At 70.9% G+C, this 17,283-nt stretch carries 17 protein-coding genes; 11 read left to right on the top strand and 6 right to left on the bottom strand.

What is annotated here, in order from left to right; all coding sequences use genetic code 11:
• The coding region (locus J0695_RS24220) for a glycoside hydrolase family 3 C-terminal domain-containing protein (RefSeq protein WP_206964919.1) at positions 1-1,649 on the top strand (1,649 nt) is incomplete at its 5' end.
• Positions 1,650-1,655: 6 nt separating this feature from the next.
• On the opposite strand, the gene J0695_RS24215 is transcribed toward J0695_RS24220, so the two are convergent.
• The gene (locus J0695_RS24215; RefSeq protein WP_206964917.1) at positions 1,656-2,090 is read right to left on the bottom strand and encodes a PIN domain-containing protein; all 435 of its coding nucleotides are present in this window, start codon (positions 2,088-2,090) and stop codon (positions 1,656-1,658) included.
• Complete coding sequence (locus J0695_RS24210; protein ID WP_206964909.1) at positions 2,087-2,353, bottom strand: ribbon-helix-helix domain-containing protein; 267 nt, start codon at positions 2,351-2,353, stop codon at positions 2,087-2,089. The genes J0695_RS24215 and J0695_RS24210 overlap by 4 nt, the downstream gene beginning before the upstream one ends.
• A 6-nt stretch (positions 2,354-2,359) precedes the next feature.
• On the opposite strand from J0695_RS24210, the gene J0695_RS24205 reads away from it, so the two are divergent.
• Positions 2,360-3,103, top strand: a complete 744-nt coding sequence (locus J0695_RS24205; protein WP_206964901.1) for an SDR family NAD(P)-dependent oxidoreductase — start codon at positions 2,360-2,362, stop codon at positions 3,101-3,103.
• 28 nt (positions 3,104-3,131) lie between these two features.
• Positions 3,132-4,055 (top strand): oxidoreductase, encoded by a 924-nt coding sequence (locus tag J0695_RS24200; RefSeq protein WP_206964899.1) that lies wholly within the window; start codon positions 3,132-3,134, stop codon positions 4,053-4,055.
• A 6-nt stretch (positions 4,056-4,061) separates the two neighbouring features.
• On the opposite strand, the gene J0695_RS24195 is transcribed toward J0695_RS24200, so the two are convergent.
• Entirely contained in the window at positions 4,062-4,466 is a 405-nt protein-coding gene (locus J0695_RS24195; RefSeq protein ID WP_206964889.1) for a VOC family protein, read from the bottom strand.
• 267 nt (positions 4,467-4,733) lie between these two features.
• Between J0695_RS24195 and J0695_RS24190 the strand changes: the two genes are divergently transcribed.
• Positions 4,734-6,608, top strand: a complete 1,875-nt coding sequence (locus J0695_RS24190) for an APC family permease (RefSeq protein WP_206964886.1) — start codon at positions 4,734-4,736, stop codon at positions 6,606-6,608.
• Here the strand turns inward: J0695_RS24190 and J0695_RS24185 are convergent.
• Positions 6,605-7,537, bottom strand: coding sequence for a LysR family transcriptional regulator (locus J0695_RS24185; protein WP_206964884.1), 933 nt, complete (start codon positions 7,535-7,537; stop codon positions 6,605-6,607). The genes J0695_RS24190 and J0695_RS24185 overlap by 4 nt on opposite strands.
• A 51-nt stretch (positions 7,538-7,588) precedes the next feature.
• On the opposite strand from J0695_RS24185, the gene J0695_RS24180 reads away from it, so the two are divergent.
• Positions 7,589-8,173, top strand: a complete 585-nt coding sequence (locus J0695_RS24180) for an RBBP9/YdeN family alpha/beta hydrolase (protein ID WP_206964882.1) — start codon at positions 7,589-7,591, stop codon at positions 8,171-8,173.
• On the opposite strand, the gene J0695_RS24175 is transcribed toward J0695_RS24180, so the two are convergent.
• Positions 8,170-8,613: a MarR family winged helix-turn-helix transcriptional regulator gene (locus J0695_RS24175; RefSeq protein WP_206964873.1), complete on the bottom strand. Its 444-nt coding sequence runs from the start codon at positions 8,611-8,613 to the stop codon at positions 8,170-8,172. The two genes, J0695_RS24180 and J0695_RS24175, sit on opposite strands and share 4 nt — an antisense overlap.
• Positions 8,614-8,724: 111 nt before the next feature.
• On the opposite strand from J0695_RS24175, the gene J0695_RS24170 reads away from it, so the two are divergent.
• The 6 genes from J0695_RS24170 to pcaDC are packed head-to-tail and all read left to right on the top strand — an operon-like array spanning position 8,725 to position 13,932.
• Positions 8,725-9,525, top strand: coding sequence for a CoA transferase subunit A (locus J0695_RS24170; protein ID WP_206964871.1), 801 nt, complete (start codon positions 8,725-8,727; stop codon positions 9,523-9,525).
• Between the two features lie 23 nt (positions 9,526-9,548).
• Positions 9,549-10,286, top strand: coding sequence for a CoA-transferase subunit beta (locus tag J0695_RS24165; RefSeq protein WP_206964921.1), 738 nt, complete (start codon positions 9,549-9,551; stop codon positions 10,284-10,286).
• A complete protein-coding gene (gene pcaH / locus J0695_RS24160; RefSeq protein WP_206964869.1) occupies positions 10,283-11,059 on the top strand; it encodes a protocatechuate 3,4-dioxygenase subunit beta in 777 nt (258 codons plus the stop codon). Before J0695_RS24165 ends, pcaH begins: the two co-directional genes overlap by 4 nt.
• Positions 11,056-11,556, top strand: a complete 501-nt coding sequence (pcaG, locus tag J0695_RS24155) for a protocatechuate 3,4-dioxygenase subunit alpha (RefSeq protein ID WP_206964867.1) — start codon at positions 11,056-11,058, stop codon at positions 11,554-11,556. Before pcaH ends, pcaG begins: the two co-directional genes overlap by 4 nt.
• Positions 11,543-12,799 carry a lyase family protein gene (locus tag J0695_RS24150; protein WP_242553120.1) on the top strand — a complete coding sequence of 419 codons (1,257 nt, stop codon included), beginning with the start codon at positions 11,543-11,545 and terminating at the stop codon, positions 12,797-12,799. The genes pcaG and J0695_RS24150 overlap by 14 nt, the downstream gene beginning before the upstream one ends.
• Positions 12,796-13,932 (top strand): bifunctional 3-oxoadipate enol-lactonase/4-carboxymuconolactone decarboxylase PcaDC, encoded by a 1,137-nt coding sequence (pcaDC, locus tag J0695_RS24145; protein ID WP_206964863.1) that lies wholly within the window; start codon positions 12,796-12,798, stop codon positions 13,930-13,932. Before J0695_RS24150 ends, pcaDC begins: the two co-directional genes overlap by 4 nt.
• Before the next feature lie 125 nt (positions 13,933-14,057).
• Here the strand turns inward: pcaDC and ppdK are convergent, their stop codons facing one another.
• Positions 14,058-16,793, bottom strand: coding sequence for a pyruvate, phosphate dikinase (gene ppdK / locus J0695_RS24140; protein WP_206964861.1), 2,736 nt, complete (start codon positions 16,791-16,793; stop codon positions 14,058-14,060).
• Positions 16,794-17,283: the final 490 nt, after the last annotated feature.

The raw sequence follows: 17,283 nt of genomic DNA, 5'->3' as shown, positions 1-17,283 counted from the left end.
CCGCGTACGTACGCGGCCTGGAGTCGGCCGGGATCATCTCCACCCTCAAGCACTTCGCCGCCTACTCGGCCTCGCGAGGCGCCCGCAATCACGCCCCCGTCCCCATCGGCCCGCGCGAGCTGGCCGACGTCATCCTGCCTCCCTTCGAGATGGCGGTACGGGACGGGGGCGCCCGCTCGGTGATGGCCGCGTACAACGACATCGACGGCCTGCCCGCGCATGCGCACACCGGCCTGCTGACCCAACTCCTGCGGGACGAATGGCAGTTCACCGGAACGGTGGTCGCCGACTACTTCGGAGTCGCCTTCCTGGAGTCCGCCCACGGACTCGCCGACTCCCCTGCCGGTGCGGCACTCGTCGCGCTGGCCGCAGGGGTCGACGTGGAACTTCCCGCAGTACGGTGCTTCGGGGCGGAAGGCCTCCCGGAGAACCTCCTGAACCGGGCGGCACTGCGCGTACTCACGCAGAAGTGCGAACTGGGCCTGCTGGACGGCGAGTTGCCCGCCGCACCCACGACCGTCGACCTCGACCCGCCCCTCATGCGCTCCCTGGCGCGGCAGCTGGCGGAGGAGTCGGTGGTCCTGCTCTCCAACACCGCCGGCGCGCTCCCGCTGCGCCCCGACATCCGGATCGCCGTGGTCGGTCCGCTCTCCGACGACCCCGCGGCCATGCTCGGCTGCTACGCCTTCCCCCGCCATGTGGGCATCGAGCACCCCGAACTGCCGCTGGGGGTCGCCATCCCGACCCTCATCGAAGCGCTGCGCACCGAACTGCCCGACGCGGTGTTCGTGACGGACGTCGCGGACGCGGATGTCTGCGTGGCGGCCGTCGGCGACCGCTCCGGACTGTTCGGCCGGGGCACATCGGGCGAGGGCTGCGACGCGGCCGACCTCGAACTCCCCGAGGGGCAGGGCGAGCTCATCGACGCCCTGGTCGCGACCGGCACGCCCGTCGTGCTGACGCTGTTCACCGGCCGCCCGTACGCGCTGGGGCGCTGGAAGGACCGGCTGGCCGCGACCGTGCAGGCGTTCTTCCCCGGCGAGGAGGGCGGCCCCGCCGTGGCAGGGGTCCTCAGCGGCCGGGTCAATCCCTCGGGCCGCCTCCCGGTGAGCATCCCGTACGCCCCAGGGGCCCAGCCCTGGACCTACCTCGCCCCGCCGCTCGGCCTGCGCAACGACGCCAGCACCATCGACCCGACCCCGCTCCACGCCTTCGGCCACGGCCTCTCGTACACCACCTTCGCCTGGGACGCCCCGGAGGCCGACACCACCGAACTCCCCACGGACGGTGGCGAGACGACCGTGCGCCTCACGGTCCGCAACACGGGCGAGCGCCCCGGCACGGAAGTCGTCCAGCTCTACGTGCACGACCCGGTGGCCCGCGTCGCCCGCCCGGTGGTCCGCCTCGTCGGCTACGCCCGGGTGGAGCTCGCGGCCGGCGAATCGGCGGAGATCCACGCCACCTTCCACGCCGACCTGGCGTCGTACACGGGCCCCGAGGGTCACCGCATCGTCGAACCGGGCGCCCTGGAGCTCCACTTCGGCGCCTCGTCGGCCGAGATCCGCCACACCGTCCCGCTGACGCTGACGGGGGAGGAGAGGAGGGTGGGCCACGACCGGCAGTTGCGCTGCGACGTGCGCGTCAAATGAGCCCGGCTACAGGTCGTCGGGCAGCAGCCTGAACGCCTTGTGGTGGGTGAGCGGTCGGATCACCCGGAAGTCCCTGCGGTCCAGTGTCGCGATGGCGTCGGTGCGGTACTCGGCGGCCAGCACCACGTTCACCGCATCGGGAAGATCGAGGTCGAGCGCCGCATGGCGTTCACGAACACCGTCGGCGAGATCCAGCATGCCGGCTGTCACCTCGGGGAACGCCGCGCGCATGATGTGAGCCGCACGCCGAAGGTCGGCGATCATCGTGCGCGCACCCTCGCGCCCGAGAACGCGGGTCCCGACATGGTCGACCTCAGCCAGCACCAGCGGAGAGACGATGAGCAGGGCGGCATCCTTCAGCACCCGTTCACAGCCGTCGGAGTCGGGGTCGTCCGCGTCGTACGCCGCGATGAGCGCGGAGGTGTCCGCGACGACGATCACGACCCGTCGTCCGCATTCCGCCGCTCACGGCGCATGACGCCCTCGACCACGGAGTCGCGCACATCCTGCTTCACGGCACGCTTGCCACCGCCCCGGAACTTTCGCGACACCAGTGGCTCGTCCCAGGTTCGCTCGGCCAGCGCTGCCAGGTGGATCGCCTGGCGGATTATTTCCGCCTCGGAGATCCCCTTGCGTGCGGCTGCCTCCTTGATGACCGCCAGATCCTCGGCGTCGGCGTAGACGTTGGTGCGCTTGAGTGACATGTACCTATGGTAGTACACCTTGAATGGAGGCGGGCGTCTCCGACCCAGCCGGCCGCCACCCCCCTCTCCGCCGAGGGCGCGAACGTCGTCGTCGCGGGCCGCACGGCCGCGTCCCTGGAGGAGACCGTGGCCCTGATCGAGAAAGAGGGCGGCAAGGCGGTGGCGTTCACCGCCGATGTGTCGCGCTCGGCGGACGGACGGGACCTGGTCGCCCGTACCGTCGAGCGCTTCGGCTCGCTCGATGTCGCCGTCAACAACGCCGGCGTCTTCCGGGGCGGCAGCCCGGTCGCCGAACTCTCCGAAGAGGACTGGCGCCTCCAGCTCGACATCAACCTCTCGGGGGTCCTCTTCGGCCTCCAGGCCCAGGTCACGCAGATGAAGACCCAGGAGCACGGCGGCGCGATCGTCAACATCTCATCGAACTTCGGCGCGCACCGCCGCGTCAGAGGCGCCGCCGGCTACATCGCCACCAAGGCCGCCGTCTCGGCCCTGACCCGTGCAGCCGCCCTCGACCACATCGCCGACGGCGTCCGTATCAACGCGGTGAGCCCCGGCGCGTCCCAGTCCGCCATGTCGCTGCACCCCGGCGAGACGGACGCGGACCGGGCGGCCCGGATGAGGAGCGAGTCCCCGCTCGGCCGTATCTCGTCGGGCGCCGAGATCGCCGCCGCCGTGCTGTACCTGGCCTCGGACGACGCCGCGTCCGTGGTGGGCACGGACCTGGTGATCGACGGGGGCGCCACCGCCTGACGGCCTTCCCGGCCGTACCCTGGGCCCCATGACCCAGGGCTGGAACGCGCGCGACATCCCCGACCAGAGCGGCCGCACGGCCGTCGTCACCGGGGCCAACAGCGGCATCGGGTACATCACGGCGCGAGAACTGGCCCGCCGCGGTGCACGCGTGCTGCTCGCGTGCCGCAGCGAGGCCAGGGGGCAGGAGGCGCAGGCCCGGCTGCTGCGCGAAGTACCGGGCGCGGACGCCCAGTTCGTACCGCTGGACCTGGCCGACCTCGCGTCCGTACGGGAATTCGCGGCCTCCTACCCTCACGCGCGCCTGGACCTGCTCATCAACAACGCGGGAGTGATGGCCCTCCCGTACGGGCGCACGGCGGACGGCTTCGAGACGCAGTTCGGCGTCAACCACCTCGGCCACTTCGCCCTCACCGGGCTGCTGCTGCCGAAGCTTCTCGACACCCCGGGCGCGCGCGTCGTGTCCGTGTCGAGCGGGATGCACGTGATCGCCAACATCGACATCGGTGATCTCAACAGCGAGCACCGCTACCGCCGGTGGATCGCCTACGGCCGGTCCAAGACAGCCAACCTGCTGTTCGTCCATGAGTTCGCGCGGCGCCTGGCAGCGGCGGGATCCGATGTGATCGCCGCCGCCGCACACCCCGGGTACGCGGCGACCAACCTCCAGACGGCGGGTACGAAGATGGAGGGCCGCGCCACCGCGACGCGCGTAGTCGAGCTCGGCAACCGCGTCCTGGCCCAGCCCGCCGAATCGGGCGCGCTCCCCACCCTCTACGCGGCCACCGCGCCCGGTGTACGCCCCGATTCCTTCACGGGCCCCGGCCGCCTGGGATGGCGCGGGGCCCCCGCACCGTCCTGGCGGGCGAAGTGGACGCGGCACGACGTGTCGGGCGAGCGGCTGTGGATCGCCTCCGAGCAGCTCACGGGCGTCACGTACAAGACGCCCTGAGCGTGGTCAGCTCTGGATCGCGGACGGGTCCATCCAGACGACCTCCCAGTGGTGACCGTCCGGGTCCAGGAACGAGCGCCCGTACATGAAGCCGTGGTCCATGGTCTCCTGGGCGGGCGATCCGCCTGAGGCCAGCGCGGTGTCGACGAGCTCGTCGACCGCGTCCCTGCTCTCGGCGCTGAGACAGGTCAGCGACTCCACGGTGGTGGCCGTGTCGGCGATCGTCCGCTTGGTGAAGGTCTGGAAGAACGACTCCTTGAGGAGCATCACGAAGATCGTGTCGCTGATGACGATGCTGGAGGCGTTCTCGTCGGTGAACTGCGCGTTGACGGAGTAGCCGAGCTTGGTGAAGAAGGCCTTCGAGACCTCTAGATCCTTCACCGGCAGGTTGACGAAGATCATCTGAGTCATTGCGGTGTCCCTTGGCTCTCCGTGGCCCGCCCCCTGGCGTGCCTTTCGAAGAGGTAGACGAGGGAGCGGGGAGAAACTCATCGCTCATGCGGAAACTCGTACGAGAAAAGTCTCGCGCCCCGCGCGGCCCACCGCGACTCAGGGCCCGCGTCAAGACCGCGACAAGGTCTCGCCCCTTACCGCCAAGACCGCGACAACGCCCCGTGCTCCCGTCCCGCCGCGCCCGCACGCTGGCCTGGCAGGACACCGACACGGAGGTACCCCCGTATGACCACCCAGGCCGTCGCCCCCGAATCGGCGCCCACCCTCGCGCCGGTGCCCGACCGGCCCCCCGCCGACCGCCACCGGCTGACCGCGACCCAGGGCCTCGCCGCGCTCTCGCTCGACGCGATGGCCTCCGTCGCGTACGGGCCCGAGGCGATCGTCCTGGTGCTGGCCGCCGCCGGGGCCCACGGTCTCGGCTTCACCCTGCCCGTCACGCTCGCGATCGCCGGGCTGCTGGCCGTCCTCGTCGCCTCGTACCGCCAGGTCATCGCGGCCTTCCCGAACGGCGGCGGCAGCTACGCCGTCGCCCGCGAGCACCTGGGCCCGCGCACCGCCCTGGTCGCCGCGGCCTCCCTCGTCCTGGACTACGTACTGAACGTCGCGGTCTCCGTCACCGCCGGCGTCGCCGCCCTGACCTCCGCCTTCCCCTCCCTGTACGGCGACCGGCTGCCCATCTGCCTGGGCGTCCTCGTCCTGGTCACCGCGATCAATCTCCGCGGCATCGTCGACTCCGCGAAGGCGTTCCTCGTGCCGACGGCCGTCTTCGTCGGCTCGATCCTGGCGATCATCGTGGTCGGGCTCTTCCGGTCCGCCCCCGTCTCCACGTACACCGCCGAGGGCCACGCGTCCGTACTGACCTCCAACGCGACCAGCGTCGGCACGCTGCTCCTCCTCAAGGCCTTCGCCTCCGGCTGCTCCGCCCTCACCGGCGTCGAGGCCGTCGCCAACGCCGTCCCCTCCTTCCGCGCCCCGGCCGCCAAGCGCGCCCAGCGCACCGAGGTGGCTCTCGGCTCGCTCCTCGGTGTGATGCTGATCGGTCTCTCGGTCCTGATCGGCCGCTTCCACCTCCAGCCGGTCGAGGGCGTCACGGTCCTCGCCCAGCTCGCGGACGCCGCGCTCGGCCACAACTGGGCTTTCTACGTAGTGCAGTTCGCGACCGTCGTCCTGCTCGCGCTCGCCGCCAACACCTCCTTCGGCGGCCTCCCCGTCCTGATGTCGCTCCTCTCCCGCGACGACTACCTCCCGCATGTCTTCGGCATCCGGGCCGACCGCCAGGTCCTGCGCCACGGAGTCCTCGCGCTCGCCGTCGTGGCGGCCGCGCTCCTCGTCTTCTCCGGCGGCGACACCAACACCCTCGTGCCTCTCTTCGCGATCGGTGTCTTCGTCGGCTTCACCATCTGCCAGACGGGCATGGTCATCCACTGGCGGCTCGAACGCTCCCCCAACTGGCGTGCCAAGGCGGCGCTCAACGGCTTCGGCGCCCTGCTCACCGGCGTCGCCGCGGTCGTCGTCACGGCGACCAAGTTCACCGAGGGCGCCTGGCTGATCGTGATCGCGCTCCCGCTGCTGGTCCTCGCCTTCGAGGCGATACAGCGCGCGTACGGAAGGATCGGCGACCGCATCGGCCTGGACGGCACCGTCCCCGCGGCCCCGCACCGGGACCGCTCGCTGGTCATCGTCCCGGTCTCGCACCTCTCCAAGCTGACCTGCGAGGCCGTCAACGCCGCCGTCTCGATGGGCGACGAGGTGCGCGCCGTGACGGTCACGGACCCGACCGACCCCGAGGACCAGGAGGCCACCGAGACGCTGCGCAGGGCGTGGCGGGCATGGAACCCCGGTGTCGACCTGGTCGAGCTGACCTCCGTGCACCGCACGGTCGGCCGCCCTGTCGCCGCGTACGTCCGCAAGGTCTACGCGTACCACCCGGACACCCGCGTCACCGTCCTGATCCCCGAGGTCGAACCGGCCCACCTCTGGCAGCGCCTCCTGCAGAACCAGCGCGGTGCGGTCCTCGCCCACGCGGTGCGGCGCGACACGGACGCGGTGATCTGCCGGCTGCGCTTCCGCCTGGCGAAGCCGAAGCCCAACAGTCGCTAGGAGGAGGCCTGTTCGGCCGAGGCGACCAGCCGTTCCAGCACGGCGGTCAGTACCGGGTCGCCCTCGGATCCTGTCCGTACGGCCGCGAACACATGGCGGGCCGGCGGCTGCCCTTCGGGCGTGCGCAGTACGAGGCCGGGGCGGTGCAGTGGCTGGACCAGGCGCGGGACGAGCGCGACTCCCGCCCCGGCCGCGACAAGGGCGGCGAGCGACTGCCAGTCGTTCACGGCATGGCGGATCTCCGGCGTGAAGCCGCCCGCGGCGCAGACCGAGCGGGTCACCGCGCCGCAGCAGCTGTGCCCGTCGCCGACGATCCAGGGGTCGGCGGCGAGCTCCCGCAGGGGGACGCGGTCCAGCGGTGCGAGGCGGTGGCCTGCGGGCAGCGCGACGTCGAGGATGTCGGTGAGCAGGTCGGTGCGGGTGTACCTGCGGTCGGTGAACGGGGGTGCGGCGGCGAAGTCCACGGCCACCGCGAGGTCGATCTCGCCCGCGTCGAGCCGGGTGAACAGGTCCGGCGGCTCGGCCTCCACGACGGCGATACGGATGTCGGGGCGGGTGGCGGCGAGGTCGGTCAGGACGGCGGGGACCAGTCCGGAGATCGCGCTGGAGAAGGCTCCGACGGTGAGGGCGCCGCGCTCGCCGTGCCCCCATGCGGCGAGGTCGGCGCGGGCCCGCTCCAGCTGGGCGGAGATGACGTCCGCGTGCTGGAGCACCACCCTGGCCTGCCCGGTGAGCCGTACGCCGCGCCCCTGGCGCTCAACGAGCGGCACACCCAACTCGCGCGAAAGCGCGGCCAGTTGCTGGGAGACGGCGGAGGGGGTCAGATGCAGGGCCGCAGCGGTCTTCGCCAGGGTGCCTCTGCGGTCCAGCTCGCGCAGGGCGCCGAGGCGGCGCAGATCGATGGTGAAGGCACTGCTTACCTGTTCCATCCAGAAAGATTAACTGGACCTGATAGGACAGTGGGGCCGACGATCTCAGTCATGCCCCCTTCACCCTCTGGCTCCTTCCTGATCCTGCACGGCTGGCAGAACCATCGCCCCGACGGCCACTGGCAGCGATGGCTCGCGGGCGAACTGACCGCGCGCGGCCACCGTGTGGCCTACCCGCAGCTCCCCGACCCCGACCGCCCCGACCTGGAGACATGGCTCGACCGGCTGCACACGCATCTCGCCGATGAGCCCGACACCGTGGTCTGCCACAGCCTCGCGGTCGTCCTGTGGCTGCACGCGGCGGCCCGTGGCGGGGTGAGCGCCGACAGGGTCCTGCTGGTCGCCCCGCCGTCCCCCGAGGTGCTCACCGGGAACGAGGAGGTCGCCGGATTCGCCGAACCCCTGGCCACTGCCGCACAGTTGGCCGCAGCAGCGGGCACGACCCGACTGGTGGCCGGGGACGACGACCCGTACTGCGCGGGTGGTGCGGCCGAGCGCTACGGCAAGCCGCTGGGGCTCGACACGGATGTCGTACCGGGAGGCGGCCATCTCTCCCTGCACGAGGGGTACGGCGCCTGGCCTTCGGTCCTGGACTGGTGCCTTGATCCGTCCGTACGTATGACGACCAAGCCCTAGCCCTGGCCCCGCAGTTCCTCCGCCGCGTCCGCGACGCGCGCGATCAGCCGCAGCAGGATCTCCCGCTCCCCCTCGTCCAGCGGCGCGAGGAAGACCTTGTTCATCCGGGCGGTCCGCGTCACCAGCCGCCGGTGGACCTTCCGCCCCTCGTCGGTGAGCGTGAGCACATTGCGCCGCCCGTCCAGCGGGTCCCTGACCCGCTCCACCAGGCCCCGCCCGGCGAGGCGTGCCACCAGGTCGGCGATGGTGGAGCGGTCGAGCCGTACATGCTCGCCGATGGTCCGCTGGTCGGTGTCGGGCTTCTCCACGAGCGCGTTGAGCACGGCGAACTGCGGGGAGGTCGTCTCCTCCGAGACCATCGTCGTCCAGAGCAGCGTATGCGCCTGCTGGAGCCGTCTGGCCAGATGTCCGGGGTGCGTCGACAGGTCCGCCGCAGCCATCAGGTACTCCCTTTTGCTCTGTGCACTGACCCATTGACGTGCACCCAACTCGGTGGAAGTGTACGGCTTCGACATCGAATTAGTCAGTGCACTGAGCAATCCGAGGTGGTTATGGCAGAGATACGCACCCTGCACGACGCCGTGGCGGACCTCATCCACGACGGGGACACCCTGGCGATGGAGGGCTTCACGCACCTCATCCCGTATGCCGCCGCGCACGAGGTCATCCGCCAGTCCATCACCGACCTGACCCTCGTCCGGATGACGCCCGACGTCATCTACGACCAGCTCATCGGCGCAGGACTGGTGCGGAAGCTGGTCTTCTCCTGGGGCGGCAACCCGGGCGTCGGCTCGCTCCACCGCTTCCGCGACGCCGTCGAGAACGGCTGGCCGCGCCCCCTCGAACTCGACGAGCACAGCCACGCCGGCATGGCCAACCGCTATGTCGCCGGGGCCTCCCGCCTCCCCTTCGCGGTCCTGCGCGGCTACCGGGGCTCCGACCTGGCCACCCGCACCGACACGGTCTCCACCGTCCTCTGCCCTTTTACGGGTGAAGAGCTGGCGGCGGTCGCCGCCCTCAATCCGGACGTCACCGTGATCCACGCCCAGCAGGCGGATCCGGACGGCAACGTCCAGATGTGGGGCCTGACCGGCGTCCAGAAGGAGGCCGTCCTGGCGGCCGACCGGGTCCTGGTCACCGTCGAGGAGATCGTCGACTCGCTGGTGCCGCGCCCCGGCGGGGTGGTGCTCCCCGGCTGGGTGATCGACGCGGTCGCCGTGGTCCCCGGCGGCGCGCATCCCTCGTACGCGAGCGGCTACTCGGTCCGCGACAACGACTTCTACCAGGCGTGGGACCCGGTGTCCCGGGACCGCGAGACTTTCGGCAAATGGCTTGAGGAGACAGTCAGTTGAGTGCGTACACCGGCGACGAACTGATGGAGGTCAACGCGGCCCGCGCCCTCGCGGGTGCGAAGACCTGCTTCGTCGGCATCGGCCTGCCCTCCACGGCCGCGAACCTCGCCCGCGCCACGCTCAACCCCGGCCTGGTCCTGATCTACGAGTCGGGCACCATCGGCTCGAAGCCCACGCGCCTCCCCCTCTCCATCGGCGACGGCGAGCTCGCCGAGACAGCGGACGCGGTGGTCCCGGTCCCTGAGATGTTCAACTACTGGCTGCAGGGCGGCCGTATCGACTTCGGCTTCCTCGGCGCCGCCCAGGTGGACCGTTTCGCCAACATCAACACCACCCTGGTCGACCGCGGCCCCGACCGCCCCGCCGGGCGGCTCCCCGGCGCGGGCGGCGCCCCCGAGATCGCCGCCAACTGCCGGCAGGTACTGATGGTGCTGCGGCACTCCCCCCGTAACTTCGTCGCGAAGCTGGACTTCGTCACCACGCTCGGCCACGGCGCGGGACCGCAGGACCGCAAACGGCTCGGGATGCGCGGCGCGGGACCGGTGGCGGTCATCACCGACCTGGGAATCCTGCGCCCCGACCCGGACACGGCGGAGCTCACGCTCACCGACCTCCACCCGGGCGTCTCGGTCGAGCAGATACGGCAGGCCACCGGCTGGAAGCTGCGCACAGCGCCGGAGCCACGCACGACCGCCCCGCCCACCGAAGCCGAACTCACCGCGCTCCGCACCCTCAAGTCCGCAGGAAAGCAGGGACGATGACACTCCGTCAGTCGGACATCGACGCGGAGGTGTCGGCGATACGCGAGGCGTATGCGAAGGCGCGGGCGGGCGGCGCCCCGGCCGCGCACCACCCGCCGCGCGACTACGCCCCGTACCGCAGCAGCGTCCTGCGCCACCCCGAGCAGCCGCTGTTCGCGGTCACCGCCTCCAACGCCCCGGAGGCGGTGGAGCTGACGGGCCCGGTGTTCGGTCCCGCGGACGTCACGGAGTTCGACAGCGACCTGACCCGGCAGCACACCGGCGAACCCCTCGGCGAGCGCATCACCGTCAGCGGCCGTCTCCTGGACAGCCACGGCCGCCCGGTGCGCGGCCAGTTGATCGAGGTGTGGCAGGCCAACGCGTCGGGCCGCTACCCGCACCGGCGCGACCAGCACCAGGCGCCGCTCGACCCGAACTTCACCGGTGCGGGACGGATGCTGACCTCGGAGACCGACGGTTCGTACTCCTTCACCACGATCAGGCCGGGCGCCTATCCCTGGCGCAACCACGAGAACGCCTGGCGCCCCGCGCACATCCACTTCTCGCTCTTCGGCACGGCGTTCACCCAACGCCTCATCACCCAGATGTACTTCCCCGGCGACCCGCTCTTCGCGTACGACCCGATCCTCCAGTCGGTGACCGACGACGCGGCCCGCGCCCGGCTGGTCGCCGCGTACGACCACTCGCTCTCCCGCCCCGAATTCTCCCTCGGCTACCGCTGGGACATCGTCCTGGACGGCCCGTCCGCGACCTGGATCGAGGAAGGCCGATGACACAACTCCCCACCCCCTCCCACACCGTGGGTCCCTTCTACGGCTACGCGCTGCCGTTCGAGGGCGGCGGCGACATGGCCCCGCCGGGCCACCCGTCCGCCATCACGCTGCACGGGTGCGTGTACGACGGGGCGGGCGCGCCGGTGCCCGACGCGCTCATCGAGTTCTGGCAGGGGGACGGCACTCCCGGCTCACTGCACCGCAACGGCGTGGACTTCACCGGCTTCGGGCGGGTCGCGACGGACGGGGCGGGCCATTGGACGGTGCACACGCTCGCGCCGAAGGCGCCGTACATCAGCGTCTGCGTCTTCGCCCGGGGCCTCACCCACCACCTCTTCACCAGGGCGTACGTGAACCACGGGCCCGACGCGCTGCTCGATGCGCTGGCCGCCGACCGCCGGGAGACCCTGCTGGCGCGGCAGGGCAGCGACCGTGCGTACCGCTTCGACATCCGCCTCCAGGGCGAGGGAGAGACGGTGTTCCTTGAGTTCCGCTGAGGCTGAGGCTGCGGCTGCGGCTGCGGCCGACCTGGGTCTGCTGTCGCCGGTGAGCGCGGGCGCGCGGGCCGAGGCGGCCACCGGCGACCTCGCGTATCTGCAGGCGATGGTGGACGCGGAGGTGGCGCTGCTGAGGGCGCGCGGACTGGCGGCGGAGCCGGTGGACGCGCGCGATCTGGACGTACGGGACCTGGCGCTCAGGGCGGGAACGGACGGCAATCCGGTGATCCCGCTGGTGGCGGAGTTGCGGCCACTGCTGGGCCCGGAGACCCACCGGGGCGCGACGAGCCAGGACATCCTGGACACGGCGACGATGCTGGTGGCACGGGACACGGTGACGCTGATCGTGGCGGACCTGCACGCGACGGCGGAGGCGCTGGAGGCCCTGGCGAGGGAGCACAGGGACACTCCCATGCCGGCGCGCACCCTGACGCAACAGGCGGTCCCGACGACATTCGGCCTGAAGGCGGCGGGCTGGCGGTCGCTGGCACTGGACGCAAGGGATCGCCTGCAGAGCCTCACCTTCCCGGCCCAACTGGGAGGAGCAGCAGGCACATTGTCGGCGCTGGCCGAACTCCCGCTCGTATCAACCCCCTTGATCCTGGTCGAGTCGTACGCGGCCGAACTGGCCCTGACCGCCCCGCTCCTCCCCTGGCACACCCTCCGCACCCCCGTCGCCGATCTGTCCACCGCCCTCGCCTTCACCACCACCGCCCTGGGCAAACTGGCCGCGGACACCGCCACCCTTTCCCGTACGGAGATCGCCGAGCTCTCCGAGGGCACCGGCGGAACCTCCTCCGCCATGCCCCACAAGTCCAACCCGGTCCACTCCGCCCTCATCACCTCCGCAGCCCGCCAAGCCCCCCACCTGGCAGCCATCCTTCTCGCCTCCCTCGTCGCCGAGGACGAACGCCCGCCCGGCGCCTGGCACGCGGAGTGGCAGCCCCTCCGTACGCTCCTCCGGCTGACGGGCGCCGCCGCCGAACACGCCGCCGCCCTCACCACGACCCTCCGCGTCGACCCCGCCCGCATGCGCGCGAGCCTCGACCTCACCGGCGGCCTGATCATCAGCGAACGCCTCGCCACCACCCTGGGCCGCGCCCGTACCGAAGAACTCCTGGCCGAGGCCGCGGCCAAGAACGTCCCGCTCACCGCCCTCATCACCGACAGGAACCTCACCGACCCGGCTCAATACACGGGCGCGGCAGCCGAGTTGGTGGACCGAGCCCTGGAGCGCCGATGACCGACGTCCCGCACCACACCCTCGATGGCCCGCCGACCGGAGCGCCGCTCGTCCTCGGCCCGTCCCTCGGCACATCCCTCCGCGTCTGGGACCCCCAGCTCCCCGCCCTGGCCCGCACCCACCGCACCCTGCGCTGGGACCTCCCGGGCCACGGCGGCTCCCCCGACGCGCTTCTCTCCCAGGACAGTTCACCCGACGTAGCCGACCTGGCCGCTCTCGTCCTCCGCCTGGCGGATGCCCAGGGCTGGCACCGGTTCTCGTACGCCGGCATCTCCCTCGGCGGTGCGGTCGGTCTGCGCCTCGCGGCCGACCACCCCGACCGCATCGACCGCCTGGCGGTCGTCTGCTCGGCGGCGCGGTTCGGCACGCCGCCGTCCTGGCGGGAGCGCGCCGATCTCGTACGTACGGAGGGCACGGCCTCGATGGCGGCGAGCCGACCGGGGACCTGGTTCTCGCCCGTCTTCGCGTCAACTCCCCTTGCCCGGCGACTGATCGACGACCTCATCGCCACCCACCCCGCCGCCTACGCCGCCTGCTGCGAAGCACTCGCCGCCTTCGACATCCGTGACGCGCTCCCCACGATCACCGCGCCCACCCTCGTCGTGGCGGGCCGCGACGACCCGGCCACCCCGCCGTCTGCGGCGCGCGAGCTCGCCGACGCGATCACCGGCGCGACGCTCCTCGAAGTCGCGGGGGCCGCCCACCTCGCCAACACCGAACGCCCCGAACCGGTGACCGCGGCCCTGCTCCAGCACTTCGCGCGTACGGACGGAACGACCGTCCGCCGCGAGGTGCTCGGCGATGCCCATGTCGACCGGACGACCGCCGCGACGACCCCCTTCACGGCGCCGTTCCAGGACTTCATCACCCGGTACGCCTGGGGCGAGATCTGGACCGACCCGACCCTGGACCGCCGTACCCGCAGCTGTGTGACCCTCACCGCGCTGACCGCGCACGGCCACCACACCGAACTGGCCCTGCACGTCAGGGCTGCTCTCACCAACGGCCTGAGCCGCGCCGAGATCGGCGCGGTCCTCCTCCAGACGGCCGTCTACTGCGGTGTCCCCGCGGCCAATTCGGCGTTCGCGGTGGCCCAGCGGGTGTTCGACGAAGAGAACACTTCAGACACCTGAAACGACTGAGGGGCGGGACCATCCCCGCACAGGATGGTCCCGCCCCTCAGCCATGGGATTCCGGAGCCGCCGCCGGTCCGGTGAGGGTGGGGTGTACCCGGCCCGGCGGCGGCTCCGGAGGTCGGTCAGCGGCTGTCGCTGCCCTTCGACTCCGCTGCGGCGCGGCCCGCTTCGAGCCTGGCCACCGGGATCCGGAACGGCGAGCAGGACACGTAGTCGAGCCCCACCTCGTGGAAGAAGTGCACCGACTCCGGGTCGCCGCCGTGCTCGCCGCAGACACCGAGCTTGAGGTCGGGTCGCGTGGCGCGCCCTGCCTCGCAGGCGCTGCGGACGAGCGCGCCGACGCCGTCGCGGTCGATCGTCTCGAAGGGGGAGACCCCGAAGATGCCCTTCTCCAGGTACGCGGTGAAGAAGGAGGCCTCCACGTCGTCGCGGCTGAAGCCCCACACGGTCTGGGTGAGGTCGTTCGTGCCGAACGAGAAGAACTGCGCGGCCTCGGCGAGCTGCCCCGCCGTCAGCGCGGCCCTCGGCAGCTCGATCATCGTGCCGATGGTCAGCTTGAGGTTGGTCCCCGTGGCGGCCTCGACCTCGGCGATGACCCGGTCGGCCTCGTCCCGTACGATCTCCAGCTCCTGGACGGTGCCCACCAGCGGGATCATGACCTCGGGGCGCGGGTCGCCCTTGGCGTTCTTGCGCTCGGCGGCGGCCTCCGCGATGGCCCGTACCTGCATGGCGAACAGCCCCGGAATGACCAGCCCGAGCCGTACTCCGCGCAGACCCAGCATGGGGTTCTGCTCGTGCAGCTTGTGGACGGCCTGGAGGAGTCGGAGGTCGTTCTCGTTGGCGTCCTTGCGGGACTCGGCGAGGGCGACCCGTACCGACAACTCCGTGATGTCGGGCAGGAATTCGTGCAGCGGCGGGTCGAGCAGCCGTACCGTCACCGGGAGTCCGTCCATCGCCTCGAAGAGCTCGATGAAGTCCTTCTTCTGCAACGGCAGCAAGGCACCCAGTGCCTTCTCCCGCTCCTCGTCCGTGTCGGCGAGGATCAGCCGCTCGACGAGCCCGCGCCGCTCACCGAGGAACATGTGCTCGGTACGACAGAGGCCGATGCCCTGGGCCCCGAACCGCCGGGCGCGCAGGGCGTCTTCGGCGTTGTCGGCATTGGCCCGTACGCGAAGACGGCGCACCCGGTCCGCGTACGCCATGATCCGGTGCACGGCGGCGACCAGTTCGTCGGCGTCGTCGGCGCCCGCGTGCATGCGCCCCTCGAAGTACTCGACGACGGGCGAGGGCACCACGGGCACTTCGCCCGCGTACACCTTCCCGGTGGAGCCGTCGACGGAGACGACGTCGCCCTCCTCGATCACGACCCCGTTCGCCGCGGTCATGCGCCGCCGCTTGGTGTCGACCTCGATCTCCTCGGCGCCGCACACACAGGTCTTGCCCATGCCGCGTGCGACGACGGCGGCGTGGGACGTCTTGCCGCCGCGGCTGGTGAGGATGCCCTCAGCGGCGATCATGCCGTCGAGGTCGTCGGGGTTGGTCTCACGGCGGATGAGGATGACCTGCTCGCCGGAGCGCGACCACTTGATCGCGGTGTAGGAGTCGAAGACCGCCTTGCCGACCGCGGCGCCGGGCGATGCGGCGATACCGCGCCCGATCAGATTGACCTTGGCCACGTCTTGATTCGGCGCAGTGTCGAAGCGCGGGAACATCAACTGCGCGAGCTGTGCACCGTTGACCCGCTGCAGCGCCTCGGCTTCACCGATGAGCCCCTGGTCGACGAGCTGGGTGGCGATACGGAACGCCGCCCCCGCCGTCCGCTTGCCCACGCGCGTCTGCAGCATCCACAACTGCCCGCGCTCGATGGTGAATTCGATGTCGCAGAGGTCCCTGTAGTGGGTCTCCAGGGTCTCCATGATCTGCATGAGCTGGTCGTACGAGGCCTTGTCGATGGCCTCCAGCTCGGCGAGCGGGACGGTGTTGCGGATGCCGGCGACGACGTCCTCGCCCTGCGCGTTCTGCAGGTAGTCGCCGTAGACGCCCTGGTGCCCGGAGGCCGGGTCACGGGTGAAGGCGACGCCCGTACCGGAGTCGGGGCCGAGGTTCCCGAACACCATGGAACACACGTTGACCGCTGTGCCGAGGTCGCCGGGGATGCGCTCCTGGCGGCGGTAGAGCTTGGCCCGGTCGGTGTTCCACGAGTCGAAGACCGCGTGGATCGCGAGGTCCATCTGCTCGCGCGGCTCCTGCGGGAACTCACGGCCCGCCTCGCGCGAGACGATCTTCTTGAAGTGCTTGACGAGCTTCTTCAGCTCGGCGGCGGGAAGGTCGACGTCGCTGACGACGCCCTTGGCGTCCTTGGCCTCTTCGAGCGCTTCCTCGAAAAGGTTGCCGTCGACGCCGAGGACGGTCTTGCCGAACATCTGGATGAGCCGGCGGTAGGAGTCCCACGCGAAGCGCTCGTCGCCGGCCTGGGCGGCGAGACCGACCACGGACTCGTCGGACAGCCCGATGTTGAGGACGGTGTCCATCATCCCCGGCATGGAGAACTTGGCACCGGACCGGACGGAGACGAGCAGCGGGTCGTCGGCCTGGCCGAGCCGCTTGCCCATCTTCTTTTCCAGGGCGTCGAGGTGCGCACTCACCTCGTCGCGGAGCTCGGCCGGTTCGTCGCCGCTGTCGAGGTAGACCTTGCAGGCGTCGGTGGTGATGGTGAAGCCCGGGGGGACAGGCAGACCGAGATTGGTCATCTCGGCGAGGTTGGCCCCCTTCCCGCCGAGCAGGTCCTTCAAGTCTCTGTTGCCCTCGGTGAAGTCGTAGACGAACTTCGTTACGTGAGGATCTTTGTTTTCCGACACGGGTCTCGACTCCTCGAGGACGCGGTGGCTGCCCTGACGGCGAGGAACATACCCAGATCGAAGGCGTCTGGGTATGTCCACTTGCCCGTCATGCGGCCTTAACCACTCGTCCGCCAGCAGATCGAAAGTGACAGGCGGGTAGCAATTACCCGTACCACGCATTCACCTATTGAACGAAAAGGCACGCAGGGCGACGGAAATCCCAAGAACTGCTCACCACACGTAACCACGGTTCGATCTACCGAACACCAACAGGGTGGCACTGAGTGCCACTCCTTGGAGAGGTGGATCCAGCCCCAACCCGCTCTTCTGAGCGCACCCCTTATCAAAGGTGGCGAGAATCACGCGCTCCGGACCCCGAGAATCCCAGATTCCGGACCCCGTCCTGGACAGCCACAGCCGCCAACGGCGCGCAAGGGCCGCCAGGCCGAGCACACCCCGACGAACCCGCGCCCGACCCCAAGCCGAGCCCAGCCCAGACGTGCCCAGA

It is taken from the genome of Streptomyces beijiangensis, assembly GCF_017315755.1.
GTDB lineage: Bacteria > Actinomycetota > Actinomycetes > Streptomycetales > Streptomycetaceae > Streptomyces > Streptomyces beijiangensis.
This window is presented reverse-complemented; position numbering and strand designations above follow the sequence as displayed.

What these genes read in the sequence shown, in the direction of transcription:
- J0695_RS24210 (WP_206964909.1), bottom strand. Translation starts at nt 2,353, where the DNA reads ATGTCACTCAAGCGCACCAACGTCTACGCCGACGCCGAGGATCTGGCG.
- J0695_RS24205 (WP_206964901.1), top strand. Translation starts at nt 2,360, where the DNA reads ATGGTAGTACACCTTGAATGGAGGCGGGCGTCTCCGACCCAGCCGGCC.
- J0695_RS24200 (WP_206964899.1), top strand. Translation starts at nt 3,132, where the DNA reads ATGACCCAGGGCTGGAACGCGCGCGACATCCCCGACCAGAGCGGCCGC.
- J0695_RS24195 (WP_206964889.1), bottom strand. Translation starts at nt 4,466, where the DNA reads ATGACTCAGATGATCTTCGTCAACCTGCCGGTGAAGGATCTAGAGGTC.
- J0695_RS24190 (WP_206964886.1), top strand. Translation starts at nt 4,734, where the DNA reads ATGACCACCCAGGCCGTCGCCCCCGAATCGGCGCCCACCCTCGCGCCG.
- J0695_RS24185 (WP_206964884.1), bottom strand. Translation starts at nt 7,537, where the DNA reads ATGGAACAGGTAAGCAGTGCCTTCACCATCGATCTGCGCCGCCTCGGC.
- J0695_RS24180 (WP_206964882.1), top strand. Translation starts at nt 7,589, where the DNA reads ATGCCCCCTTCACCCTCTGGCTCCTTCCTGATCCTGCACGGCTGGCAG.
- J0695_RS24175 (WP_206964873.1), bottom strand. Translation starts at nt 8,613, where the DNA reads ATGGCTGCGGCGGACCTGTCGACGCACCCCGGACATCTGGCCAGACGG.
- J0695_RS24170 (WP_206964871.1), top strand. Translation starts at nt 8,725, where the DNA reads ATGGCAGAGATACGCACCCTGCACGACGCCGTGGCGGACCTCATCCAC.
- J0695_RS24165 (WP_206964921.1), top strand. Translation starts at nt 9,549, where the DNA reads ATGGAGGTCAACGCGGCCCGCGCCCTCGCGGGTGCGAAGACCTGCTTC.
- pcaH (WP_206964869.1), top strand. Translation starts at nt 10,283, where the DNA reads ATGACACTCCGTCAGTCGGACATCGACGCGGAGGTGTCGGCGATACGC.
- pcaG (WP_206964867.1), top strand. Translation starts at nt 11,056, where the DNA reads ATGACACAACTCCCCACCCCCTCCCACACCGTGGGTCCCTTCTACGGC.
- pcaDC (WP_206964863.1), top strand. Translation starts at nt 12,796, where the DNA reads ATGACCGACGTCCCGCACCACACCCTCGATGGCCCGCCGACCGGAGCG.